Raw genomic sequence first — 26,024 nt, 5'->3', positions numbered from 1 at the left:
ACCATGGACGCAGGCAAGGAGGCCGCACGCGGCCTGAACGACATCGACAACTTCCTGTACCGCGAGGCGCATCTGCGGGCGGCGCATCAGCGCGTGGACGAGTTCACCGCCCGGACGGAGGGGCTGACCCGCGGGCAGAAGACGGACATCGAGCGGTGGTATCTCGGCGAACAGGCCTACGTCGCCCGCATGGTGACCGATCACATCGCCGCGCGCATCGGCGAGATGGAGGCGCAGCACCGCATGCGTCTCGGCCGCTGGCTCCGCGGAACCCTGATCGGCATGGCCGTGATCACCGCCGCCCTGATCACGACATGCGTCACGGTGATCCTCGCGGTGTCGCGCTGAGCCTGCGTCAGGCATTCGACGCCCCACCTGCGGCGTCCGACCAGTCCGGTCAAGCCATGATCGGGCTGGTTTTTCGCCATGATCCGCTCAAGAGAAGATCATGATCGTCTCAGGGACGGCAAAGGAACGTCTCCGCTTCAACTTCCCTTCTTGTTGACGTGACCCCGACATTCGTACGGTCTCCGCGGCCACGGCGCACACCCCGCGCCGTGGTCGTACCGCGCACCCCCCACAGCCCTTCCCGGTTCATCCACCATGCGGAGGACGTACGTTGCGCAGAACCGTTTCCTTCACCGGCGTGGCCGCACTTGCCGCAGCCGCGCTCGCCCTGGCCGCCCCTGCCGGACAGGCCGCCGCCTCCCCCTCGCACGGCGTGACCGTCGCCCACGCCTGCGCCGCCCCGACGAAGAAGGGCGACATGGCCTGCAACGCCTTGCAGGTCACCGCGGGCACCCCGAAGTCCGCGCACGCCGAGAGCGACCTGACCGCGGCCGCCGCTCCCTCGGGCTACGGGCCCGCCTCGCTCCAGGCGGCGTACAACCTGCCGTCCGCGAGCGGGGGTTCGGGCCAGACGGTGGCGATCGTCGACGCCTACGACGACCCCAACGCCGAGGCCGACCTCGCCGTCTACCGCTCCCAGTACGGCCTGTCCGCCTGCACCACGGCCAACGGCTGCTTCAAGAAGGTGGACCAGAACGGCGGCACCAGCTACCCACGCGGAGACTCCGGCTGGGCCGAGGAGATCTCGCTCGACCTCGACATGGTCAGCGCGGCCTGCCCGAACTGCAAGATCATGCTCGTGGAAGCGAGTTCGGCCGGCATGACCAACCTGGGCACGGCCGTGAACACCGCCGTGCGGCTGGGCGCGAAGTTCGTCTCCAACAGCTACGGCGGCTCCGAGTCCGCCGGCGACTCGACCTACGACTCCAGCTACTTCAACCACCCGGGCGTGGCCATCACCGTCTCCTCCGGGGACAACGGCTACGGAGTCGAGTACCCGGCGGCGTCCAAGTACGTGACGGCGGTGGGCGGTACGTCCCTGAAGACCGCCTCCACCTCCCGCGGCTGGACCGACACGGTCTGGAGCGGGGCGGGCTCCGGCTGCTCCGCGGACGACGCCAAGCCCAGCTGGCAGAAGGACACCGGCTGCGCCAACCGCACGGTGGCTGACGTGTCGGCCGTCGCCGACCCGAACACCGGTGTCGCGGTCTACGACACCTACCGCTCGGCCACCGGCTGGATGGTCTTCGGCGGCACCAGCGCTTCCTCCCCGCTGATCGCGGCGACCTACGCGCTGGGCGGTGCCCCGTCCGCCGGTTCCTACCCGGCGTCGTTCCCGTACGCGCACACCTCGGCGCTGTACGACGTCACCAGCGGCTCCAACGGCAGCTGCGGCGGCTCCTACCTGTGCACCGGGGCCACCGGGTACGACGGTCCGTCGGGTCTCGGCGTCCCGAACGGCACCGCCGCGTTCACCGGGTGAACTGCCGGAAGAAATAGGCGGGTTGGTTCTTCGGTCCGTTGCGCGGATCGACGGCGGCCGGGTGGTACGGGTGACGTACCGCCCGGCCGCCGTCGTGGTCGCGGCCGGGTGACACTTCGTGCCCGCCGTGCGCTGAGGGAGTGTCCGGTGCGGGCCGAACCGATCACGGGTGACCGCCCGCCGGCTCGGCACCGCGCGCCTCTCAGACCACTCCCCGTGGTGCTTCTGACGCCCCCCTGGGAGCGGCATGGAGAGGGACCGGGGTGGCCCGCTTCCTCCCACGCAAGGGGACGGGCCGCCCCACGCACTTCCGACGGACCTGCCCGATCCGGTCGGTCCGTGCCGAATTGCCGGAGCGAGGTGTAACACTTCCGGCCGCGTGCGCTCTGTCCAGTCGTGCGGCTGTGTCGTCCGGCCGGGACAAGGAGCACGACTCGTGCAGTGGATGGACGAAAACGGCGTGGTGTAGGGGGAGGATCCCCACCACGGGGCCGGCCCCGCGTATCCCTACGGAGACGCGTACCCGCTTCAGGCCGACCACTGGACCGGTCCGATGGGCGACGGCCGCGCGGCGGAGACAGCTCCGTACGCCGTCGGCACGTCTGCCTACGCCGTCGGCGCGTCCGGGTACGCCGCCGGTACTCCCGCGTGCGCCGCCGGCACATCGGTGTACGCAGCCGGACCGCCTCCCGCGACGACGGTGTGGGACGACGGTCCTCACGGTGGCTGATGTACCTGGTCGTGATCCAGTCCGTGTTCACCGCGGTGTCGGGATCACGCCTGCGCTGGCAGCGCATGGAGCGCTACGGCAGCCTGCCGTCCCCGGCGGGCGTCGAGCCGCCGTACGTCCGGCCCGCGGACGGCCGGTACGACCACGACGGCCTCGGGCAGCCGGCCGGGTACGAGACGCCGGGGTGGTAGTGACGAAGGCACGTCGCGGTGGTACGGAGGAGGGCTCGCGCCGCGCATCTCACCCATTCATCAGGTCAAGCGTCCCGGACTCTTGACTCATTGGGTGCCCGCGGCCATCCTCCCCTCAGTATTGCGCGGGCCATGACAACCCCACCGACCGGTCAAGCCCGCGTCCCGCCGACTGAGAGGCGTGGGAAGTGACGCTGACTCGACGCTGGTACCGCAGGCGCAAGAACGTCACCGTGTTGTCGCTGCTCTTCCTGGTGCTGGCCATGACCCTCGGCCCCAGCCCGAGTTCGGCGGCCGCGGGTGACTGGTGGATCCCGACCGCACGCCCCGCCCCGGACTCCCAGATCGGGGTGACGGGCGAACCGTTCACCGGCACCAACTCCGCGGGCGAGGTACGCGGGTTCGTCGACGCGCACAACCACCTGTTCTCCAACGAGGCGTTCGGCGGGCGGCTGATCTGCGGCAAGGTCTTCTCCGAGGGGGGCGTCGCCGACGCCCTCAAGGACTGCCCCGAGCACTACCCCGACGGCACGCTCGCCATCTTCGACTACATCACCCACGGCGGCGACGGACGGCACGACCCGGTCGGCTGGCCCACCTTCAAGGACTGGCCCGCCTACGACTCGATGACCCATCAGGCCGACTACTACGCCTGGTTGGAGCGCGCCTGGCGCGGCGGCCAGCGGGTCCTCGTCAACGACCTCGTCACCAACGGCGTGATCTGTTCGGTCTACCCCTTCAAGGACCGCAGCTGCGACGAGATGACCTCGATCCGGCTGCAGGCCAAGATGACGTACCAACTCCAGGACTACATCGACGCGATGTACGGCGGCGCCGGCAAGGGCTGGTTCCGGATCGTCACCGACAGCGCCCAGGCCCGTGAGGTCGTCAAGCAGGGCAAGCTCGCGGTGATCCTGGGCGTCGAGACCTCCGAGCCGTTCGGATGCAAGCAGATCCTGGACGTCCCGCAGTGCAGCAAGGCCGACATCGACAAGGGCCTCGACGAGTTGTACGGGCTCGGTGTGCGCTCCATGTTCCTGTGCCACAAGTTCGACAACGCGCTGTGCGGCGTCCGCTTCGACTCCGGTGGCCTCGGAACGGCCATCAACGTCGGCCAGTTCCTGTCGACCGGCACCTTCTGGCAGACCGAGAAGTGCACCGGCCCGCAGCACGACAACCCCATCGGCAACGCGTCGTCCGGCGCGGAGAAGGACCTGCCGGCCGGCGTGGCCGTCCCGTCCTACGACAGCGACGCCCAGTGCAACAAACGCGGGCTCACCGACCTCGGCGAGTACGCGGTGCACGCCATGATGAAGCGCAAGATGATGCTGGAGATCGACCACATGAGCGTCAAGGCGGTCGGCCGGGTGCTCGACATCTTCGACGCCGCGTCCTACCCGGGCGTGATCTCCTCGCACAGCTGGATGGACGCCGACTGGACGGAACGCGTCTACTCCCTGGGCGGCTTCGTCGCCCAGTACATGCACGGCTCGGAGGGGTTCGCCGCGGAGGCGAAGCGCACGGACGCGCTGCGCGACAAGTACCACGTGGGCTACGGCTTCGGCACCGACTTCAACGGCGTCGGCGACCATCCCGCCCCGCGCGGCGCCGACGCCCCGAACAAGGTGACGTACCCCTTCAAGACCGTCGACGGCGGCTCGGTCGTCGACAAACTCACCACCGGGCAGCGGACGTTCGACTTCAACACCGACGGCGGCGCCCACGTCGGCATGATCCCGGACTGGATCGAGGACATCCGCAAGGTCGGCGGCCAGGATGTGGTGGACGACCTGTTCCGCGGCGCCGAGTCCTATCTGGACACCCTGGGCGCGACCGAACAGCATCAGGCGTCGGTCGACCTCGCCAAGGGCCGTACGGCGACGGCCAGTTCGTCCGAGTGGAACCCCTTCACCAGCTACCGGCCGGGACGGGCCGTCGACGGCGACGGCGGCACCCGGTGGGCCAGTGACTGGAGCGACGACCAGTGGTGGCAGGTCGACCTGGGCGCCACGAACCTGGTCGGCCGCGTCACGCTCGACTGGGAGCGGGCGTACGGCAAGTCGTATCGCATCGAGGTCTCCACCGACGGCGCGGACTGGCGGACCGTCTGGTCCACCACCTCCGGCGACGGCGGCCTGGACACGGCCAAGTTCGCCGGCACCCCGGCGCGCTATGTTCGCGTACACGGCCTCCAGCGCGGCACGGACTGGGGATACTCGCTCTACGACGTCGGCGTGCACAGCGCCTGATCGAGGTCACGACCCGCGAGGACACACATGGCACGCATGCCGTCGGCGGAACGGCGCAAACAGCTGACGGAAGCGGCGATCAGAGCGATGGCCCGGGACGGCGTCTCCAGGACGACGACCCGGTCCATCGCCGCCGAAGCGGGCGTGTCCCTGAGCGTCTTCCACTACTGCTTCGACTCCAAGCAGGCCCTCGTCGAGTCGGTGATCACCACCCTCACCGACCACTCCGTGACCGTGGTCAAGCAGGCCCTGCGGCCCCGGGCCACGCTCGTGGAGACGGTCCGGGCAGGCTTCCAGGCCTACTGGGACCACGTCCAGGCCCACCCCGACGAGCACATGCTGACGTACGAGCTCACCCAATACGCCCTGCGCGAGCCGGGGTTCGTGCATCTGGCCCGCCGCCAGTACGAGCTCTACGGCGAAGCGTACGCCGAACTCATCGGCGGACTGCGCGACGGCATGGACCTGCAACTCCGCGTGCCCGTCGCCACGTTGGCCCGCTATCTGGCCGCCGTGACCGACGGCCTGACCCTCAACTACCTCGTGCTCGGCGACGAGTCGGCCTGGTCGGACATCCTGGAGACGGTCACCGCGCACATCACGGGGCTGGCCGAGGACGGGACGGAGCCCTGAGAGGCCCTCGCAGGCGCCGAGGTCGGCCGGTCGGCGACATCGGACGGCCTACCTGACCTGCCCGGGTGAGTTGGCCCCTGCGGCCCGGGGTCTCGCCCATCGGGCCCGTTCACGGCTCCAGTGACACTTGCCACCCGTCGTGCGCTATTCGAACGGGAGGTCGAAGGGGCCGTCCCAACGCCTAGGAGGTTTCGCTCACTTGCGTATTCACAGACGTACCGCCGTGGCCGTGGCAGGGGTGCTGATCGGGTCGCTGGCTCTGGTCGGAACGGGGGCCGGGACGGCCTCGGCCGACGAGACGAGCGTGGCGCTGCCCAGTGCCTCGTTCCGGGACATCGTCGTCGACGGTGTGCACGACCGGGTCTTCGTCAGCGACCCCACCGGCGGCACCATCGTGGTCACCGACCACGACGGCAACGTCATCCAGCAGATCACCACCGAGGAGGGAGCCGCGGGCCTGGCCCTCTCGGCGGATTCCAGCAAGCTGTACGTGGCCCTGTCGACGATCGGCGCGATCGCCGAGATCGACACCGCCACCCTCACCGAGAGCAACCGCTACCCGACCGGCGCGGACACCTCGCCCCAGACGCTGGCGTTCGCGGGCGGCAAGCTCTGGTTCGGCTACACCGTCGGCAGCAGCGGCGGTATCGGCTCGGTGGACGTGGCCTCACCCGCCCCCACGGCGACCCTCGTCCCGAGCGGCCGGTACTGGTACTACGCCCCGGCCCTGGCGTCGGACCCTGCCGACCCGAACGTCTTGGTGGCGGGGGAGGAGGGCGTCAGCCCGGCCACCCTGGCGGTCTACGACACGGCGGCCGGCGACCTGCGGAAGCGCACTGAGCGCCTCTTCACCGCGGAGCCGTCGATCTCCTACCTCAACGACTTCGCGGTGACGGCGGACGGCCAGAACATCGTCGTGGCGGCGAACAACCCGTACGACCACCAGATCGTGCGGCTGGCGGACCTGTCGTCGAACGGGTCCTACTCGAGCTACCAGTTCCCGAACTCCGTGGCCGTGGCGACCGACGGAACGGTGGCGACGGGCGCCTCCGACTACTTCGTCAGGACGTACCGGGGCGGCGCCACCTGGCCGACGCTCCATGAGTACGCCGTGAACGGCCTTCAGCGTGACGGCCTCGCCTGGGCCCCGGACGAGAACCGTCTCTTCGCGATCACGGGCGTGTCCTACGGCAGCGCCCCGACGCTCCATGTCCTGCCGGACGCCGGCAAGTTGGACACCACGCTCAGCCTTCAGGCCCCTGCCACCGGCCGCAAGGGCAAGGACCTCACCGTCACCGGCCGGCTGTCCGCGGCCGAGCCTCTGCCCGCGGGCACGACGGTGGACGTGACCCGGCAGGACGCGGAGAGTCCGGCCGGCACCGCGGTCGGCACCTTCTCCGTCCCCTCCGGGACGGGCGAGTTCACCTTCACGGATCGCCCGCGCACGACGGGTGACGTCACCTACACCGCCATCTACAAGGGCGACGGTGCGCACACGCCCGCGACGGCGCAGGCGACGGTGACGATCACCAGGTAGCCACCCGACTCGGCTGAGCAGAGGCCCCGGGCCGGTCGGGTACGGGGCCTCTACGCCGTCTCCGGGCGTCGATCCGGGCTACAGCGGCGCCGGCGACGAAGCTCCCGCGATCAGCAGCCGGGGTGTGCCCGTTCCGTCCGCCGGTGTGCTCCACAAGTCGGTGCTGCCGACGTTGCCTTGGGACGGGAGGGCGTAGGCGACGGTCTTGTCGTCGAGCCAGGTGGCCTGGTCGTCGACGCTGTGGCGCTCGGCCAGGGGGGTTTCCTTGAGGGTCTTCAGGTCGAGGACGTACTCGTGCCAGAGGTCCGTGCGGGACAGGATGCGCTTCTTGAAGGCGACGCGAGTCTCGTCGGGGGACAGGGACGGGCACTCCACGTTCTCGATCAGCGTCGTGACCTTGTGCCGGGAGAGCGAACCGCGCACCAGATACGTCTTGTTGGCCGTGTTGAGCGTGGCGTAGAACGTGTCGTCGTCGTGCGCGAAGGTGACGCCCCAGAAGTTGATGTCCGAGGCGTGGTAGGGCTTGCCGTCCTTGACGATGGAGAACGTCTCCAGGCTGGGGATCAGTTTCATGGTGCGGGTGTCCAGGACGGAGGTCCTGGTGGAGAAGAAGGCCGAGGAGTAGGACTCCCCGGAGACGAAGACGGTCCAGGCGGCCAGCCGGCCGCTGGGAGAGACCCGGGCCCGGCTGGGTGTGCCGGCGAGCGCGAAGGTGTGCCGCGTGCGGAGGTTCGCGTCCAGCAGCAGGGCGCGGTTGCTCTGCTTGAGGACGCCGGTGGTGGACTGGAGGCACACGCCCGTCCCGGAAGCCGCGTAGAAGCGGGCGCACTTGAGGTCCGTGGCGGTGCGCTTGGCCTCGGGGTCGGTGGACGGGACCGAGGCGACCGCGGTGCGGTGCGGACCGGACGCCTGGTTGACGAAGGTCAGGCGCTGCTTCTGGCCGAGGGTCAGTCTGCCCGAGCCGACCGTGGGCCCGCCTGCCTGGGGCTGGTTGGCGCGGTCCGCGCGGGCGGCGGCGTGCAGCACGACGCCGGTTCCCACGCCCGCGAGCACCAGGACCGCCGCGACGAGTATGAGCAGACGGCGGCGCATCGATGTCATCTGTGGATCCTTGTGGTTCTCGTGGCGGTGATGGTCGATCGGGTACGACGTGTTCGGCTCGTGCCGGCGGCCGCGGTCATCGGGTTCCGCCCGCCGGTCGCAGCACCATGCCCGCGACCACGGCGCAGCACAGCAGGCCGATCGCCGAGCCGGCCAGGGCCGGGCCGTCGCCCCACAGGGTCCACGCGGCGCCGAAGGCCAGCGAGCAGCAGAAGCGGGCCAGTGCCTGGCCGGTGCCGACGATGGCGAGGCCGCTGGCGCGCAGATGGCTCGGGACGATGTCGGCCAGGGCGGCCGGGAGCACTCCGTCGGTGGCGGCGTAGAACGTGCCGTGCAGGGCGAGTACGAGCACGGGGAGGGCCGACGTGGACGGGGCCCAGAGCAGCAGGGCGTAGGCGGTGAGCAGGACCGCGTGCCCGGCGAGGAACACGGTGCGGCGGCCGATCCGGTCGGCCAGGGCGCCGAAGGGCACGGCCAGCAGCAGGAAGACGGCCGCGGTGCCGAGGGGCAGCAGCGGGAACCACTCCTCGCCGATGCCCGCCCGCCGCTGGAGCAGGAGGTAGACGAAGGCGTCGCTCACGGTGGTCAGGCCCAGCAGCGCCGCGCACCCTGCGAGCGCGCGCATCCGCGGCACCCGTAGCAGAGCCAGCGCTTCACGGACGCGAACGGGCTGCCGGCCGCCCGGCGCGGCCGATGCGGCCTCCTGGACCGGTGCGACCTGGTCAACTCCCGCGTCCGTCGCGCCTCCTGCATCCGGTGAAGTCTCCGTCGCGGGCGCACTGTCCGCAGTCACCGGCTGCCGCCCGTCCGGCCCCCGTTGCCGGCCCGGTACGAACAGCACCAGCACCAGCACGCCGAGCACGGCGACGCACGCGCTCACGCCGAACACCGCGTCGTAGCCGTCGACGGCCGTACGCAGGATCAGGAAGGCCGCGAGCGGACCGAGCATCGCGCCGGTGGTGTCCATCGCGCGGTGCACGCCGAAGGCGCGGCCCTGCTTCTCGGCCGGGGTGGACAGGGAGATCATCGCGTCCCGCGGGGCGGTGCGCAGACCCTTGCCGGTCCGCTCCAGGGCGAGGACCGCGCCGAGGGTGCCGATGCTGCCGGCGAGCAGGAGCAGCGGCTTGCACAGCGCGGACAGGCCGTAGCCGAGTCCCGCCAGCAGTTTGTGGTTGCGAACGCGGTCGGCGAGGTGGCCGCCGGTCAGCTGGACCAGTGCGCTGACGCCGTTGTAGACGCCGTCGAGGGTGCCGAATCCGAGCGGGCTGAAGCCGAGCGTGGTGACGAGGTAGAGCGGCAGGACGGCGGTGACCATCTCCGAGGAGATGTCGGTGATGAGGCTGACCGTTCCCAGGACGAGGACGACCGGGGCGACCTTGCGCCCCGGCCCGCGTCTGGGACCCCGGTCGGCGTCCGCCTTCGGCGGCGCGGAACGTTCGGTGAGATACAAGTCGTGCTCCCCGTGCGGTGGTTCAGTGCTGCTGCCGGCTGCTCTCGTCCCGGAGCCAGGTGCCGAAGTCCTGGGCCCGGATGGCCTTTCGGGCTCCGCGCCGGGCGGTGACCGCCGCCGCGAGGAAGACCACGACGTTCGGGAGGAGCTTCGGCTCGCGGCGGAGCATGGCCTTCAGGTCTGCCGTGCTCGTGCGCGCCGAGGTCTCGGCGGCCTCCCCCGAGTCCGGAATCCGTTCGGCCTGATTCTGTTCGACCTGGGCCGTGGACACCGCCGCCCGGATACGCCTTCTGATCAGATCCGGCCATGTTCGCGGCGGTTGGATCACGACCTGGGCCGTGTCGACCACCCGGCGTTCCCCGGGTGTGAACGCCAGGGACGCCGCCAGGTCGTCCGCCATGAGCGGGGGCAGCGCGGCGAGGCGGGCGTGCCCCGTCTTGGAGACCGCGATGACGCCCCGCCCGAACAACCCCTCGCGTACGGCGGGCAGTCGCTGCCAGACCTGGTAGTAGGCACGAACCCGCCAGGCGCAGGAGGCGAGCGGAATCCGTCGTTCGGGGGCGGTGGCGAGGATGCCGGAGGCCTCGTCCCGGAGCGGTTCGGTCAGTGCCCGTACGTCCGCTCCCGTGATCACGACGTCGGCGTCCACGTAGACGCGCGGGAAGCTCCGTGCCTGGTCGTCGCCCGCCCGCAGCGCGGCGTGCTTCGACGGGACGGGGATCTCGACCACCCGTACGCGCGGCCCGCGCTCGGAGGCGACTTTCGCGGTCGAATCCGTGCAGCCGTTGCACACGACCAGGATGTCGGTGTCGTCTGCGGGGTCGCAATCGGCCAACAGTGCATCGAGGAGTCTGCCGATGACAGGCGCCTCGTTGTGGGCCGGGATCACAATGCTGGTCACGCGGGCAGTATGCCGCCGGTGTCGTTATTGCGACATGTGTTTCGTCCAACTGTTCCCGAGACTGAGTTACGTGGTCTAGATTGAGCTCCGCCGGACCGGTTTGGGTGGGGAACAGGTTCTTGAGTGTGTGTCACGGTGCGGCAATGTGAATCATTCTGATCAATCTGTAGCCAGCGTGCTGGGTGCTTGAGGCGGTTGGGGAACCGCTGACGCTCCCATCGCTTTCCAGTGCCGCTCCGTCCAGGGCACTTCGGTCAGGGGTAGCCGCGCACATGGTGGGGGGGGCATGACCATTGAGGTCACGCATGGGCGAGCACAGGTGGAACATCGGCGTCCACAAGCTCGCCGAAGACGTTGGGAACACAAGTACCGACTTGCTCTGCTGGTCGCGGACGGCTGCGCCGCAGCCGCTGCGGCCTTCCTGATCCACGCGGCGTACGGCCGCTGGGCGGTGGCCCTGGTGCTGCCCCCGACCTGGATCGTCGCGATGTTCGCCCATCGCTCCTACGACCGCAGCGCCCTGGGCCTGGGGTCCGAGGAGTACCGGCGGGTGCTGCGCGGCGCCGTCGCGCTGCCGGCCCTGGCCGTCGTCGCGTACTGGCTGTTCACCCGCGATTCGGGCCTCCTTCATGACATGATCATGGCGGCTGCGCCGGTCGCCGTGACAGGGGTGGCGGTCCGCTACTCGCTCCGCCGCCGGCTGCACAGACGCTGGGCGCGCGAGCGGGACCGCAGCGTGACCCTCCTGGTCGGCCCCTCGCGCGGCGTCGTGGAGCTGGTCTCCGTGCTGCGGCGCGGCGGCGCGCAGGAGCTCCAGGTCGCCGGCGTCTGCCTGAGCGACCCGGAGAACGCCGCAGAAATAAGGAAGTTGGGGCTGCCCTTCCTCGGCGGCATCGGCGGCATGAACGACGTCGTCCACGCCTTGGGCATCAACACCCTGGTGGCGCTGCCGGTGCCCGGAGCCGACCCGACCGTGCTGCGCCGGATGGCCTGGAGCGCGGCCGCGCAGGGGGTCGACTTCCTGCTGGCCCCGGTGCTGACCGACGTGTCCGCCCAGCGGCTCGCGGTCCGGCCCACCAACGGGGTGCCCTTGGTGCGCATCAAGGCACCGGACATGTCCCGCTTCTCGCGGCTGCCCAAGTCCCTGCTGGATCGTTCCCTCGCCGCGGGCCTGCTGCTGTTGCTCGCGCTGCCCATGCTGCTGATCGCCCTGATCGTGCGGCTGGACAGCTCCGGCCCGGCCCTGTTCCGGCAGGAGCGTGTGGGCCGCTTCGGCGACCACTTCACGATGCTGAAGTTCCGCACCATGCGGGTGGACTCGGAGGCGCTGCGGGCGGAGCTGCAGCACCTCAACGAGAACAGCGACGGACTGCTGTTCAAGGTGAAGAAGGACCCGCGGGTCACCCGCGTCGGCTCGTTCCTGCGGCGCAGCTCGCTGGACGAGCTGCCGCAGCTCATCAACGTGGTCAAGGGCCACATGTCGCTGGTCGGCCCGCGCCCGTCGTTGCCCGAGGAGGTCGAGGAGTACACGCCGGACGTCAAGCGCCGGCTGCTCGTCAAGCCCGGCCTCACCGGACTGTGGCAGGTCAGCGGACGCTCCGACCTGCCCTGGGACGAGGCGGTCCGGCTCGATCTCGGATACGTGGACAACTGGTCGATGGGCCTGGACCTGTCGATCCTGGCGCGCACCGGGTCCGCAGTGGTGCGAGGAACGGGGGCCTACTGATGGACCGAGGAAAGAGGAAGCAAGTGACGCAGACCACGGAGCCGTTGGGGGTCGCCGTCGTCGGGGCCGGCTACTGGGGTCCCAACCTCGTACGCAACTTCCAGGCCAGCGACCGCTTCCGGCTGCGCCGGCTGTGCGACCTCGACGTCGCACGCGCCGAGCGGGTCCTCGGCGCGTACTCGACGGTCGAGGCGACCTCGGACTACGCGGCCGTCCTCGCCGACCCCGAGGTGGCCGCCGTCGCCGTGGCCACCCCGGCCGGCACCCACCTCGACATCGCCCTGGCCGCCCTGCGCGCCGGCAAGCACGTCCTGGTGGAGAAGCCGCTCGCGGCGACCTACGCCGACGGACAGCGCCTGGTGAGCGAGGCGGAGGACCGCGGTCTCACCCTGATGTGCGACCACACCTACTGCTACACGCCCGCCGTGGGCCGCATCCGCGAACTGGTCCGCGACGGCGAACTCGGCGAGATCCACTTCGTCGACTCGGTCCGCATCAACCTCGGGCTGGTGCAGAAGGACATCGACGTGATGTGGGACCTGGCCCCGCACGACCTGTCGATCCTGGACTTCATCCTGCCCGACAACGTCGAGCCGGTCGCCGTCGCCGCCCACGGGGCCGACCCGATCGGCGCCGGCCAGGCCTGCGTGGCCTACCTGACGCTCCAGCTCAACACCGGGGCCATCGCCCACGTGCACGTCAACTGGCTCTCGCCGACCAAGGTGCGCACCACCATGGTGGGCGGCTCCAAGCGCACCCTCGTCTGGGACGACCTCAACCCCGCCCAGCGGGTGGCCATCTTCGACCGGGGCGTGGACCTGGCCTCGCCGCAGGAGATCGGCGCGGACGAGCGCCGCGACATGCTCATCTCCTACCGCTCCGGCGACATGGTCGCGCCGGCGATCGGCGAGAAGGAAGCGCTGCGCAGCATGGTCGACGAGTTCGGCGACGCGATCCGGCAGGGCCGGGCGCCGCTGACCGACGGCCGGGCGGGCCTGAGGGTGCTGGACATCCTCGAAGCGGCCTCCCGCAGCCTCGAGTTCAAGGGCGCGGTCGTCGGCCTGCGCGCCGGGCGTTGAGCGAAACCGAGTCAGCGATGCAATTCCCTGAAAGGGCATGGCAGTTGAGCAGCGTACGTGGCAAGAAGATCCTGGTCACCGGGGGAGCGGGCACCATCGGCTCCAACCTCGTCGACCTGCTGGCCGAGGGCGGCGCCCGTGAGGTCGTCGTCCTGGACAACTTCGTGCGCGGGCGCCGCGCCAACCTCGCCCGGGCCCTGCCCAGCGGGGTCGTGGAGGTCGTCGAGGGCGACGTCCGGGACGCCGACACCGTGCGGAAGGTCACCGAGGGCGCCGACCTGGTGTTCCACCTGGCCGCGATCCGCATCACCCAATGCGCGGAGGAGCCCCGGCTCGCCAACGAGGTCCTGGTCGACGGCACCTTCAACGTCCTGGAGGCGGCGGCCGAGGCCGGCGTCGCCAAGGTGATCGCCTCCTCCTCGGCGTCGGTGTACGGCATGGCCGAGGACTTCCCGACGACCGAGCGCCACCACCCGTACAACAACGACACCTTCTACGGCGCGGCGAAGGCCTTCAACGAGGGCATGCTGCGCAGCTTCCACGCCATGTACGGCCTGGACTACGTGGCGCTGCGCTACTTCAACGTCTACGGCCCCCGCATGGACATCCACGGCCTGTACACCGAGGTGCTCATCCGCTGGATGGAGCGCATCGAGGCGGGTGAGCCGCCGCTGATCCTCGGCGACGGCCTGCAGACCATGGACTTCGTCGACGTCCGCGACATCGCCAGGGCCAATGTGCTCGCCGCCGAATCGGACCTGACCGACGAGGTGTTCAACGTCGCCAGCGGTACGGAGACCTCGCTGAAGGAGCTCGCGGAGGGCCTGCTGGAGGCGATGGGCGCGACCGGTCTGGAACCGGTGCACGGCCCCGCCCGCGCGGTGAACGGCGTGACCCGCCGGCTCGCGGACACCTCGCAGGCCGCCGACCGGCTCGGCTTCACGGCGCAGATCGATCTGCGGACGGGCCTGAAGGACCTGGTCGAGTGGTGGCGCGCCGAGCGGGAGGCGGCCAAGTGAGCACCGACCGCATCCCGGTGATGATCCCCTGGCTCGGCGAGGAGGAGGCCAAGGCCGCCTCCGACGCGGTGCTGTCCGGGTGGGTCGCCCAGGGCCCGAGAGTGGCCGCCTTCGAGCGGGCCTTCGCCGAACGCGTCGGCGCCGAGCACGCCGTCGCCGTCAGCTCGTGCACCACCGCCCTGCACCTCTCCCTCGTCGCCCTCGGCATCGGGCCGGGCGACGAGGTCGTGGTGCCCTCCCTGTCGTTCATCGCCACCGCCAACGCCGTCCGCTACGTCGGTGCCGAGCCGGTGTTCGCCGACGTCGACCCCGTCACCGGCAACCTGATCCCGGCCACCGTGGACGCGGTGCGCACCGCGCGCACCGAGGCCGTCCTCGCCGTCCACCAGGGCGGCGTCCCCGCCGACGTGCACGCGCTGCGCGCCGCCTGCGCGGACTGGGACCTGCCGCTGGTGGAGGACGCGGCCTGCGCCATCGGCTCGACCGTCGGCGGCAAGCCCGTCGGACACGGCGCGCTGCTCGCCGCCTGGTCCTTCCACCCACGCAAGCTCGTCACCACCGGCGAGGGCGGCATGGTCACCACCGACGACGCCGAGTGGGCGGCCCGGCTGCGCCGGCTGCGCGAGCACGGCATGAACGCCTCCGCGGCGGAACGCCACGCCAGCAACAGGCCCGTGCTGGAGAGCTACCTCGAGGTCGGCTTCAACTACCGCATGACCGACGTCCAGGCCGCCATCGGCCTGGTCCAGCTCGGCAAGCTCGACGCCATGATCGCCCGCCGCCGTGAACTGGCCGCCCGCTACGAGGAGTTGCTGGCCGGCATCCCCGGCCTCACCCCCGTCCATGATCCCGTGCACGGGCAGAGCAACTTCCAGTCCTACTGGGTGCTGCTGGCCGAGGACTTCCCCGTCGGCCGGGACGACCTGCTCGCCGCACTCGCCGAAGCCGGCGTCTCCGCCCGGCGCGGGATCATGGCCGCGCACCTGGAACCCGCCTACGCGCAGCATCCCAGCGCGCCGCTGCCGGTCACCGAGCGCATCAGCCGCGACTCGCTGATCCTGCCGCTGTTCCACACCATGACCGAGGCCCAGCAGGACCGCGTCGTGGCCGCACTGCGCGAACAGGCAGGCAGATGAACGACCTTGTGATCGTCGGGGCGGGCGGCTTCGCCCGGGAGACCGCCCAGGCCGTGGCCGCCGCGGGCGGGTTCAGGCTGCTCGGGCACCTCGACGACAACCCCGCCCTGCACGGCACCGAGGTGGACGGCGTGCCCGTGCTCGGCGGCTGCGACCTGGTCCATGAGCTGCCCGCCGCCCGTGTGGTGGTCTGCGTCGGCAACCCGAGGGACCACGCCGCCCGCGCCCGCCTCGTCGACCGGCTCGCCCTGCCCGAGGACCGCTACGCCACCGTCGTTCATCCCGCGGCGGCGGTGTCGGCCACCTCGCGGATCGGGCCCGGCTCGGTCCTGCTCGCGCACTGCGTGCTGACCGCGGCCGTGCGGGTGGGCGCGCACGTGGCGGTGATGCCGCAGGTCGTGCTCACCCACGACGACGTGGTCGAGGACTTCGCCACCCTCACCTCCGGCGTCCGCCTGGGCGGCGGCGCACGGCTGGAGCGCGGGGCCTACGTGGGCTCCGGCGCCCTGATCAGAGAAGGCACGACGATCGGCGCCTGGTCGCTGATCGGCATGGGGAGTGCCGTGCTCGGTGACGTGCCGCCGGGCGAGGTCTGGGTGGGGAGCCCGGCCCGGCGGCTGCGTGCGGCGGATGCGCCCGCGCTCGACCAACTCGCGTCGCACACACACGACTTCGCGACGCACGCACTGGGGGGACCAGTCATATGAACCAGATTCCGCTCGTGGACCTCAAGGCGGCCCACGAGGAGGTCGCCGACGAGGTACGGGCCGGCTTCGACCGCGTCCTGGCCAACACGGCCTTCGTCGGCGGCGACGAGGTCCGCCACTTCGAGCGCGAGTACGCCGAGTTCGGCGGCATCGCGCACTGCGTGGGTGTCGCCAACGGCACCGACGCCGTCGAACTCGCCCTGCGTGCAAGCGGCGTCGGCCCCGGCGACGACGTCGTGGTGCCCGCCAACACCTTCATCGCCACCGCCGGCGCGGTGGCCCGCATCGGCGCGCGTCCGGTCCTGGCGGACTGCCTGCCCGACAGCTACCTCCTCGACCCGCAGGCCGCACTCGACGCGATCACCCCGGCCACCCGCGCGGTCGTGCCCGTCCACCTCTACGGGCAGATGGCCGACGTGACGGCGCTGACCGGCCAACTGCCGGACGGCGTACGGGTGGTGGAGGACGCCGCCCAGTGCCAGGGCGCGAGCCGCGACGGCCGCACCCCGGGCAGCGGCCACATCGCGGCCACCAGCTTCTACCCGGGCAAGAACCTCGGTGCGTACGGCGACGCGGGCGCGGTCCTCACCGACGACGAGGAGCGCGCCGGCCTGGTGCGCGCGATCGCCAACCACGGGGGCGTCGCCAAGTACCGCCACGACGTGGCCGGGTTCAACAGCCGCCTGGACGGACTGCAGGCCGTCGTGCTGCGCGCCAAGCTGGCCCGGTTGGCGGACGGCAACGCGGCCCGCCGGGCGGCCGCGGCCCGCTACGACACCCTGCTCGCAGGCCTCGCGGCGGCCGGCCGGGTCGCCCTGCCGGTGACCGCCCCCGGCAACCTCCACGTCTGGCACCTGTACGTGATCCAGGTCGCCGGAGCCGACCGCGACGACGTCGTCGGCAAGCTCAACGCCGAGGGTATCGGCGCCGGAGTGCACTACCCCGCCCCGGTCCACCTGACCCCGGCGTACCGCCGACTCGGCCACAGCCGCGGCGACTTCCCGAACGCGGAGCACGCGGCCGACCGGATCCTGTCGCTGCCCCTGTTCCCGCAGATCACCCCCGAGCAGCAGCAGCGTGTCGTCGAGACGCTCACCGACGCACTCGCCGGCTGACCGGTCCCCAGAGTTTCGCTCCACCACCGGCTCCCGCGGGCCGGTCCAGCACAGCACCGCTGAGAGGTACACATGAGACATTGGAGCAGACGGATCAGAGGCACGCGCCTCGCCGTCGTGGCGGCATTGATATTGGCGGTGCTCCCGCTGGCCGGGTCCGCACAGGCAGCGTCCGATCCGTGCGGGTCGGGCTCGAACCCGATCGTGTGCGAGAACAGCAAGACGGGCACTCCGAAGACCGACTGGTTCTCGCCCAACGCCTACGGCGACATCAAGGGCTTCACCACCAAGGAGAGCGTCCAGGCGGGTGACACCGTCCAGTTCAAGATCCAGTCGAAGACCCCGTACAACGTCCAGATCTTCCGGCTGGGCTGGTACGGCGGCGACGGCGCCCGCCAGATGTCGACAGCGGCCCAGGCGGCCGTGACGTATCCGGCCAACTACACGACCAAGCCCGCCAGTTGCACCACCAAGAACACCGGCCTGGTCGACTGCGGCAACTGGCCCGTGACCGCGACCTGGACCGTGCCCGGCGACGCCGTGTCCGGCCTGTACATCGCGAACCTGACGCAGACCGACGGCGACGGCCTCATGCCGTACCCCTTCGTCGTGCGCAACGACGCCAGCACCTCCGACGTCGTCGTGCAGACCAGCGACCAGACCTGGCAGGCCTACAACGACTACGGCGGCCAGGACCTCTACGGCGGCCTGGGCCCCGCGCCCGACGGCCGCGCCTACGAGGTCAGCTACAACCGGCCGCTGGACATCGGCGGCGACAACGGCATCTACGGCTCCGAGTACATGATGCTGGCCTGGCTGGAGCGCAACGGCTACGACGTCAGCTACACCTCCGGCGTCGACGTGTCCTCCGCCAACGGCGCCACCCTGCTGAAGAAGCACAAGGTGTACCTGTCCTCCGGCCATGACGAGTACTGGACGCAGAGCCAGTACTCCAACGTCCTGGCCGCCCGGAAGGCAGGTGTGCGGCAGGGCTTCTTCAGCGGCAACGAGGTCTTCTGGAAGACGCGCCTCGCGCCGAGCATCGACGGCTCCAACACCGCCGACCGCACCCTGGTCTGCTACAAGATGACCAAGATGGCGCAGAACAACGGCATCGCCGATCCCAGCGGCACCTGGACCGGCACCTGGATGGACCCCGCCAGCAAGAACTACGGGCAGGACTACCAGCCGCCGAACATCCTGACCGGCTCCATGTTCACCGTGAACGGCTACCGCGCCGACGCCATCACCGTCCCCGGCTCGTACGGCAAGAACCGGATCTGGCGCAACACCTCCATCGCCAACCTGACATCGAGCCAGACCGCCACGTTCCCGACGGGCACCCTCGGCTACGAGTGGGACAGCGACATCGACAACGCCACCCGGCCCGCCGGGGCGATCGACGTGTCGTCCACGACGGTCGACATCAACGACGAGAAGCTCCGCATGGACTGGGGCAACGTCTACGGCAACGGCACGGCGACGCACAACCTCGTCGAGTTCCGCGACCAGGACTCTGGAGCCCTGGTGTTCGGGTCGGGGACCGTGCAGTGGTCGTGGGGGCTGACCAACGTCCCCACCTACAACCCCGACGACACGGTGGTCACCGAGGACTCCCGGATGCAGCAGGCGACGCTCAACGTGTTTGCCGACATGGGCGTCCAGCCGGCGACGCGGCAGAGCAACCTCGTCGCGGCGACGGCCACCACCGACACCACCGGCCCGAGCGTCACCGTGACGAGCCCCGCCTCCGGGGTCACCGTCCCGGCGCTGAAGCCGGTCACCATCAAGGGCACCGCCTCCGACTCCGGTGGCGTGGTGGCCCGCGTGGAGGTCTCCACCGACGGCGGCTCCACCTGGAAGGCCGCCACCGGCCTGTCCTCGTGGACCTACACCTGGACCCCGACCAGCCCGGGCGCGGCCAACATCAAGGTCCGCGCGGTCGACGACAGCGTCAACATCGGCGCCGTCACCACCATCCCGGTCACCGTCGGGCCGCAGGCCTGCCCCTGCACCATCTGGCCCGCCTCGTCGGTGCCCGGCACCGTCAACGCCGGCGACGGCAGCTCGCTCGAGCTCGGCGTCAAGTTCCGTACCACGGTGGCCGGCTCGATCACCGGGGTGCGCTTCTACAAGTCGCCGGCCAACACCGGCACCCACACCGGCAGCCTGTGGACCGCCTCCGGCACCCGCCTGGCCACCGGCACCTTCTCCGGCGAGACGGCCTCGGGCTGGCAGCAGCTGAACTTCGCCACCCCGGTCAGCGTCAAGGCCAACACCACCTACGTCGCCTCGTACTTCGCCCCCAACGGCGGATACTCCTACGACGGCGGGTACTTCAACGACGGCGACGCGGGCCTGGCCCCGCTGACGGGCCTCAAGTCGGGCACCGACGGCGGCAACGGCGTCTTCCACTACGGCTCGACCAGCGCCTTCCCGAACTCGCAGTCCTCGGGCAGCAACTACTGGGTCGACGTGGTGCTGGACACCTCCACCGCCAGCACGAACCCGCCCACCGTCACCGCGACCTCCCCGACCTCCGGGGCGACCGGCACGTCGATCACGGCGCCGGTGTCGGCCACCTTCAGCGCGGCCGTCGACACCGACAGCGTGACCTTCACCGTGAAGGACGCGGACGGCAGTACGGTGCCGGGAGCGGTCACCTTCCCCTCGGCGAACAAGGCCACCTTCACGCCGTCGACGCAGCTGTCGCTGCACACCACCTACACCGCCTCCGTCCAGGCCTCCGACGTGTGGGGCAACGCCATGACGGATCCGGTGACCTGGTCCTTCACGACCGACTCCACCCCGCCCGCGGTCACCTGCCCGTGCACCCTGTGGCCGGCCTCCGCGACACCGGCCACGACCGATGTGACCGGTGACGCCAACTCGGTCGAGCTGGGCACCCGGTTCACGTCCTCGGCGGCCGGCTGGATCACCGGTGTCACCTTCTACAAGGGCACCGGCAACACGGGCACGCACACCGGCAGCCTGTGGTCGGACGCCGGCACGCTGCTGGCGAGCGGGACCTTCACCAACGAGACGGCCTCCGGCTGGCAGACGCTGACCTTCGCCACCCCGGTGGCGGTCACCGCCGGCACACCGTACGTCGTCTCCTACCACGCGCCGAACGGCAACTACGCGGTGGACGGCGGCTACTTCGCCGGTGCCCACCAGTCGTATCCGCTGACCGGCACGGCCGACACGACCGCGCATCACAACGGGCTCTACCGCTACGGCGCCGACCCGGCCTTCCCCAACGGTTCCTACGGATCCGCGAACTACTGGGTGGGCCCCGTCTTCACCGCCGAGAACCCGAGCGCGTCCCTGGCGACGCAGAAGGCCTCGGAGGCGACCGCCTCCTCGGTGGCGCACACCGCCGACGCGGCGAGCGCCCTGGTCATGTCCGTGGACAAGACGGCCGCGGTGACGTCGGTCAAGGCGAGCGTGAGTATCGTCAAGGGCTCCGCGGCCGCCAAGAAGCTCCATGTGACGGCCGTCGTCTCCTACAACCGGGCGACGCACAAGGTGTCCGTCCACCTCTCCACCCCCCTGCCGGACGGCACACGGTTCAAGGTCACGGTCAAGGCGAAGGACAAGCACCGCCACACGGTGCAGTCCCGCAGCTGGACCCTGACCGGCAAGACCGTCGTCAAGAAGAAGAACTGACCCGTCCGCACGCACCGTCGGTGGTCCGCGCCCTGCGCGGCGCGGACCACCGACGGGGATTGGCTTTGACCGATGAGCAGCGTCAGTGTTGTGATCCCCTGCTACAAGTACGGCCACTTCCTCGCCGACTGCGTGAGCAGCGTCCTGGACGAGCAGGACGGCGTTGACGTCCGCGTACTCATCATCGACGACGCCTCGCCCGACGACTCGGCGGAGGCCGCGCACAAGCTGGCCGCCTCCGACCCGCGCATCGAGGTCCTCGTCCACGAGACCAACAAGGGCCACATCGCCACCTACAACGAGGGCCTGCTGGACTGGGCCGACGGCGACTACGTGGCCCTGCTGTCCGCCGACGACCGGCTGGTCCCGGGCGCGCTGGTCCGCGCCGCCCGGCTGCTGGACGCCCACCCCGAGGCGGGCTTCGCCTACGGCCGCCCGCTGCGCTTCCAGCACGGCGGGCCGCTGCCGAAGGCCCGTACGCAGAGCACCGGTTCGGTCGTCCACCCCGGCCGTTGGTGGCTGGAGCGGCGCTTCCGCGAGGGCACCGGCTGCATCACCTCGCCGGAGGTCGTGGTCCGCACCGACCTGCAGAAGAAGGTCGGCGGCTACGACCCGGCCCTGCCCCACGCCGGCGACATCGAGATGTGGATGCGGCTCGCCGCACACGCCGACGTGGGCTACGTCCGCGGCGCCGACCAGGCCTTCTACCGCGTCCACGGCAAGAACATGTCCACCGTCGACTTCGGCGGCCAGCTCGACGACCTGCGCCAGCGCCTGGTCGCCTTCGACTCGGTGCTCGCCAAGTGCGGCGACCGGCTGCCGAACGCCGGCCACCTCGCCGAGCAGGTCCACACCCGCCTCGCCCGCTTCGCCCTGCGCCGCGCCTACCGGGCCTACGACCGCGGGCGTACCGGCGTCGTACCGGTCGAGGAATGCGTGGCGTTCGCCGAGCAGTGCCTGCCCGGCTACCGGGCGCTGCCCGAATACCGCGCCCTGAAGCTGCGCAGACGGATCGGGCCGAAGGCGATGCCCTATCTGCAGCCGCTGGTGTGGTCGGCCGTGGCCGAGCGCGGGCGGGAGTGGCTGTGGTGGGAGTCCTGGAAGCGCCGCGGCATCTGATGAGTGATCAGTTCAGCCCGGTGGGAAACTCAGTTGGCCACCGGAAGAGGACCGGAGCTACGCCGGCGGCCCTGCGGGGCCGTCCGGCGGCTCAACGCGTACCGGTCCAGCCACAGCGCGCCGATGACCCCGGCCGCCAGCCCCAGCAGCGCCGTCCCCGCGAGCCCGCGGCTCTTGGTGCCCTGCACCTCGGCGGCGCTCGGGGAGGTCAGCACGGAGGGCGTGATCCACGCCTCGGCCGGCACCTGCTCGGCGCTCTGCATCTGCTTGACGTGCGCCGAGTACACCTCGACGATGCGGCGCACCGACGTCACCGCGGCGTCCGCGCTGGCCGCCTGCGACTGCACCTGCAGGGACGGGATCAGATACTGGGGCGTCGCGCTGGTGCCGCTGTTGCGGGGGATCAGGTGGTAGCTCCCCGTCACGCCCGCAGCCCGCAACTCCTTCGTCCCGGCGGGGGACTGCAGCTGCTGCACGACGCCGTAGGAGACCACGGCGAGCGGCGGCTGCAGATTGGTGTACTGGTTGGGCTGGCTGCGCGTCACCGGCGGCTTGAGGACGACCACCGCCGACCCGATGTACTGCGGGGTCGGCCGGACCACGAAGTACGCCCCGGCCATCGTCAGCAGCAGTGCGGCCAGCACGACGTACCAGCGGCGCAGCAGTGCGTCGGCGACGTTCCCAGGCGACATACGAGTTCCTTCCGTCACTCCCGATACTGGCAGGGCACGCGGTGGGATGCCACCGAATGGAGGGATGCATCGTGAGTCTTGGTGAGATATGGGCAATTCTGCGCCGACGCTGGTACTTCATGGTGCCCTTCACCGTTCTCAGCCTGATCGGCGGGGGATACCTGTGGGTGACCGTCCCGGTCTCCTACGAGTCGCACAGCTCGGTCGCGCTGCTCGACTCCTCCGCCGTCGCCCGGCTGGCGCCCACCTTCGGCAACCCCATCTCGAACGCGGGCGGTTCGCTGATCGTCACCGCCGACGTGCTGATCAGGACGCTGGAATCGGCCGACGCCGCCAAGGAGTTGCGCAGCCGCGGGGTCACGGACACCTACACGGCCGGCTTCGCGCCGGCCAGCGACAGCCCGCTGCTCGTGCTCAGCGTCACCGGCACCGACCGGGACAAGGTGCTCAAGGAGACCAACACCCTGACCGCCTTCGCGGGGGAGCAGCTCAACGCCTTGCAGGAGGCCGCCAAGGTCCCGCCCGCGTACGCCGTGCAGACCGCGCCCGTCGTGCTGCCGCAGACCCCGGTGGCCAAGTCCAAGGGCCGCTACCAGGGTGTCGCGGCCGTCCTCATCCTGGGCGTGGTCTCCGCGTTCCTGCTGTCCATCCTGATGGAGGGTGTCTCGGTCGTCCGCCGCCGCTACCGGGAGGCGCCACGGCCGAAGAAGGTCCGCACCCCCAAGCGGATCCGCGCGCCGAAGCGGTCGCGCGCGGGCATGTTCAGCCGCCGGGTCGACGCCACCGCGGTCCTCACCGTCTACCTGGTGCTCGCCTTCTTCATCCCCTCGAACCTCGCCCTGCCCGCGCTCGGCGGAGTGGGCACCCCGGCCAACGTCTTCGCCCTGCTCGGCCTGATGTGGTACCTGGCGACCTGGCTCGGCGGCCGCATCCTGCCCGCCCCGGGCACCCGGCTCGTCCGGGTCTCGCTGTGCGTGCTCGGCCTGGCCGTCCTCGCGGCGTACATCTCCGACGCGATGCGCGAGAGCTCCCACCAGGAGGTCCTCGGCGCCGACCGCGGACTCATCGGCTACCTGGTGTGGGTGTCCCTCGTCGTGCTGACGTCCGCCGCCATGCAGCAGCGCGGCCGCCTGGACGTGCTGATGCGCCGCGTCGTCATCATGGCGTCCGTCGTCGCCGCCATCGGCTTCTACGACTTCTTCGCGGCCACCAACATCGCCGACTCCATCCACATCCCCGGCCTGCAGACCAGCGTCGCGCAGGTCAGCGTGATGGACCGCGGCGCCTTCACCCGGCCTCGCGCCACCACGGCCCAACCCCTGGAATTCGCGGGCATGTTGGCCATCCTGCTGCCCTTCGCCGTCCAGCAGGCCTTCGACCCGGTCCGCCGTCATCTGCACGTGCTGCGCCGCTGGGGCCCGGTGATCCTCATGGCCGGCGCGCTGCCCCTGTCGGTGTCCCGGACCTCGATCATCGGGCTGTTGCTGGTGGCCCTGGTGATGGTGCCGCGCTGGAAGCCGGCCCGGCGCTGGGCCGCGATCGGCGTGCTGACGGCCTCCGTCGCCGTCTTCAAGGTGCTCGTGCCCGGACTGATCGGCACGATCACGGGTCTGTTCGCGTCGTTCCTGTCCAACTCCGACAGCAGCACCCAGGCCCGTACCGTCAAGTACTCGGCGATCGTGCCCTACTTGAAGGAACACCCGCTGTTCGGGCGGGGCTTCGGCACCTTCACCCCGGACCTGTACTTCTTCACCGACAACCAGTACATGCTGGGCCTGGCCGAGATGGGCCTGCTCGGGCTCGTGGCCCTGTTCGTCCTCTTCATCACCGGCATCCACCAGGGCGGCGCGATCCGGCGGCTGGCCCGCACCGACGCCGACCGCGAACTGGGCCAGGCCTTCTTCGCCTCCGCCCTGGTCGCCATGGTCAGCAGCGCCACCTTCGACTCGCTCAGCTTCCCCATGTTCGCCGGCATGTTCTTCCTGATGCTGGGAGCGGGGGCCAGCTACCTGGGCTTCATCCGGCGCGAGGCGGCCGCGGCCGGCGTGCCCGGCCCACGCACGACCCCGGAAGCCGAGCTTCCCCAACTAGTGGAGTCCCGATGAGCAGTGAAGTCCCGGCGGGCAGTGGGGTTCCCACGAGTACGACCGTCGCCGTCATCGTCGTCACGTGGAACAGCGCGTCGGTGCTCCCTGGCTTCCTCGCCGCTCTCCCCGACGGCATGACCGGCCTCGACTGGCACCTCGTCGTGGCCGACAACGACTCCGCCGACGACACCGTGGACGTCCTCAAGACCCTGGCCCCCGAGGCCACCGTCGTCCAGACCGGCCGTAACGCCGGCTACGCGGCCGGGGTCAACGCGGCACTGGAGGCGGCCGGTGACGTGGGGGTCGCCCTGATCTGCAACCCCGACATCCGCATGCGGCAGGGGTGCGCCAAGCGCCTCGTCGACAGCCTCGGGCCGGAGGTCGGAATCGCCGTACCCCTGCTCCACGAGGAGGGAAAGGGCACCCCGCACCACTCACTCCGCCGCGAGTCGAGCGTACTGCGGGCGCTCGGCGAGGCGACCATCGGCAACCGCCGGGCCGGCCGCTTCCCGGCCCTGAGCGAAATGGTCACCGACCCCGCCGCCTATCGGCGCCCCACCCGCGCCGACTGGGCGACCGGCGCGCTGATGGCCATCTCGGCCGAGTGCCGTGCGGCGTGCGGCCGTTGGGACGAGTCGTTCTTCCTCTACTCGGAGGAGACGGAGTACTGCCTGCGCGCGCGGGACGCGGGCTACGCGACCCAGCTGGAGCCGACGGCCGAGGCCGTGCACCTCGGAGGCGACTCCCAGGTCTCACCACGGCTGTGGACCCTGCTCACGCTCAACCGGGTGCGGTTGTACGGACGGCGCCATGGCGCCGCGGCCACTCTCTGCTTCCGCGGCGCGGTGCTGCTGCGCGAGGCATCACGGGCGGCGCTGGGCAGGAAGGCGAGCCGCGCGGCGGCGGTCGCGCTGCTGAGGCCGGGGGCGCTGAGGGCAACGCCGGGACCATGACTCAGCGATCCTCTTGTTCGGGACTTCGGTCCGCCACGCACCCCATCGTGGTCACCGACACCGTCCAACTTGGTGGCCCGGTCGACCTAGTCGGCGCTG

General features: G+C 70.7%; 20 protein-coding genes. 16 read left to right on the top strand and 4 right to left on the bottom strand.

The window, feature by feature from the left end; translation table 11 throughout:
• The first annotated feature begins 3 nt into the window (after positions 1-3).
• From ACFU97_RS14890 to ACFU97_RS14865, 6 genes are all read left to right on the top strand, one after another.
• A complete protein-coding gene (locus ACFU97_RS14890) occupies positions 4-348 on the top strand; it encodes a hypothetical protein (RefSeq protein WP_384255658.1) in 345 nt (114 codons plus the stop codon).
• Between the two features lie 271 nt (positions 349-619).
• On the top strand, positions 620-1,831 hold the full coding sequence (locus ACFU97_RS14885) for a peptidase S8 (protein WP_384255655.1): 1,212 nt from the start codon (positions 620-622) through the stop codon (positions 1,829-1,831).
• A 729-nt stretch (positions 1,832-2,560) separates the two neighbouring features.
• Positions 2,561-2,752 carry a hypothetical protein gene (locus tag ACFU97_RS14880; RefSeq protein ID WP_384255652.1) on the top strand — a complete coding sequence of 64 codons (192 nt, stop codon included), beginning with the start codon at positions 2,561-2,563 and terminating at the stop codon, positions 2,750-2,752.
• Positions 2,753-2,940: 188 nt separating this feature from the next.
• Positions 2,941-5,001: a discoidin domain-containing protein gene (locus tag ACFU97_RS14875; RefSeq protein ID WP_384255650.1), complete on the top strand. Its 2,061-nt coding sequence runs from the start codon at positions 2,941-2,943 to the stop codon at positions 4,999-5,001.
• A gap of 27 nt (positions 5,002-5,028) precedes the next feature.
• A complete protein-coding gene (locus ACFU97_RS14870; protein WP_384255647.1) occupies positions 5,029-5,634 on the top strand; it encodes a TetR/AcrR family transcriptional regulator in 606 nt (201 codons plus the stop codon).
• Between the two features lie 199 nt (positions 5,635-5,833).
• Complete coding sequence (locus ACFU97_RS14865; RefSeq protein WP_384255644.1) at positions 5,834-7,171, top strand: hypothetical protein; 1,338 nt, start codon at positions 5,834-5,836, stop codon at positions 7,169-7,171.
• Positions 7,172-7,249: 78 nt separating this feature from the next.
• Here the strand turns inward: ACFU97_RS14865 and ACFU97_RS14860 are convergent, their stop codons facing one another.
• The 3 genes from ACFU97_RS14860 to ACFU97_RS14850 all read right to left on the bottom strand — a co-directional run bounded on the left by ACFU97_RS14860 (position 7,250) and on the right by ACFU97_RS14850 (position 10,623).
• Positions 7,250-8,272: a TolB-like translocation protein gene (locus ACFU97_RS14860; RefSeq protein ID WP_384255641.1), complete on the bottom strand. Its 1,023-nt coding sequence runs from the start codon at positions 8,270-8,272 to the stop codon at positions 7,250-7,252.
• A 76-nt stretch (positions 8,273-8,348) separates the two neighbouring features.
• A complete protein-coding gene (locus tag ACFU97_RS14855; protein WP_384255639.1) occupies positions 8,349-9,722 on the bottom strand; it encodes an MFS transporter in 1,374 nt (457 codons plus the stop codon).
• 22 nt (positions 9,723-9,744) lie between these two features.
• Positions 9,745-10,623: a glycosyltransferase gene (locus ACFU97_RS14850; RefSeq protein ID WP_384255636.1), complete on the bottom strand. Its 879-nt coding sequence runs from the start codon at positions 10,621-10,623 to the stop codon at positions 9,745-9,747.
• A gap of 286 nt (positions 10,624-10,909) precedes the next feature.
• On the opposite strand from ACFU97_RS14850, the gene ACFU97_RS14845 reads away from it, so the two are divergent.
• From ACFU97_RS14845 to ACFU97_RS14810, 8 genes are all read left to right on the top strand, one after another.
• Positions 10,910-12,349 (top strand): sugar transferase, encoded by a 1,440-nt coding sequence (locus ACFU97_RS14845; protein ID WP_384255634.1) that lies wholly within the window; start codon positions 10,910-10,912, stop codon positions 12,347-12,349.
• Between the two features lie 23 nt (positions 12,350-12,372).
• Complete coding sequence (locus ACFU97_RS14840; RefSeq protein WP_384255631.1) at positions 12,373-13,428, top strand: Gfo/Idh/MocA family protein; 1,056 nt, start codon at positions 12,373-12,375, stop codon at positions 13,426-13,428.
• 44 nt (positions 13,429-13,472) lie between these two features.
• A complete protein-coding gene (locus ACFU97_RS14835; protein WP_384255629.1) occupies positions 13,473-14,447 on the top strand; it encodes an SDR family NAD(P)-dependent oxidoreductase in 975 nt (324 codons plus the stop codon).
• Complete coding sequence (locus ACFU97_RS14830; protein ID WP_384255627.1) at positions 14,444-15,583, top strand: DegT/DnrJ/EryC1/StrS family aminotransferase; 1,140 nt, start codon at positions 14,444-14,446, stop codon at positions 15,581-15,583. The genes ACFU97_RS14835 and ACFU97_RS14830 overlap by 4 nt, the downstream gene beginning before the upstream one ends.
• Positions 15,580-16,290 (top strand): acetyltransferase, encoded by a 711-nt coding sequence (locus tag ACFU97_RS14825; RefSeq protein ID WP_384255625.1) that lies wholly within the window; start codon positions 15,580-15,582, stop codon positions 16,288-16,290. The genes ACFU97_RS14830 and ACFU97_RS14825 overlap by 4 nt, the downstream gene beginning before the upstream one ends.
• Positions 16,287-17,405 carry a DegT/DnrJ/EryC1/StrS family aminotransferase gene (locus tag ACFU97_RS14820; RefSeq protein WP_384255622.1) on the top strand — a complete coding sequence of 373 codons (1,119 nt, stop codon included), beginning with the start codon at positions 16,287-16,289 and terminating at the stop codon, positions 17,403-17,405. Before ACFU97_RS14825 ends, ACFU97_RS14820 begins: the two co-directional genes overlap by 4 nt.
• Positions 17,406-17,609: 204 nt before the next feature.
• On the top strand, positions 17,610-21,074 hold the full coding sequence (locus ACFU97_RS14815) for a DUF4082 domain-containing protein (RefSeq protein WP_384255620.1): 3,465 nt from the start codon (positions 17,610-17,612) through the stop codon (positions 21,072-21,074).
• Between the two features lie 72 nt (positions 21,075-21,146).
• Positions 21,147-22,193 (top strand): glycosyltransferase family 2 protein, encoded by a 1,047-nt coding sequence (locus ACFU97_RS14810; RefSeq protein WP_384255618.1) that lies wholly within the window; start codon positions 21,147-21,149, stop codon positions 22,191-22,193.
• A 29-nt stretch (positions 22,194-22,222) separates the two neighbouring features.
• On the opposite strand, the gene ACFU97_RS14805 is transcribed toward ACFU97_RS14810, so the two are convergent.
• Entirely contained in the window at positions 22,223-22,885 is a 663-nt protein-coding gene (locus ACFU97_RS14805; RefSeq protein ID WP_384255615.1) for a hypothetical protein, read from the bottom strand.
• 71 nt (positions 22,886-22,956) lie between these two features.
• Between ACFU97_RS14805 and ACFU97_RS14800 the strand changes: the two genes are divergently transcribed.
• Positions 22,957-24,990: an O-antigen ligase family protein gene (locus ACFU97_RS14800; protein WP_384255614.1), complete on the top strand. Its 2,034-nt coding sequence runs from the start codon at positions 22,957-22,959 to the stop codon at positions 24,988-24,990.
• Positions 24,987-25,925, top strand: a complete 939-nt coding sequence (locus ACFU97_RS14795; protein WP_384255611.1) for a glycosyltransferase — start codon at positions 24,987-24,989, stop codon at positions 25,923-25,925. Before ACFU97_RS14800 ends, ACFU97_RS14795 begins: the two co-directional genes overlap by 4 nt.
• Positions 25,926-26,024: the final 99 nt, after the last annotated feature.

The organism is Streptomyces sp. NPDC057616, from assembly GCF_042800575.1.
Lineage (GTDB): Bacteria > Actinomycetota > Actinomycetes > Streptomycetales > Streptomycetaceae > Streptomyces.
Note: the sequence above shows the minus strand (reverse complement) of the source record. Positions and strands in the feature narration are given on the sequence as shown.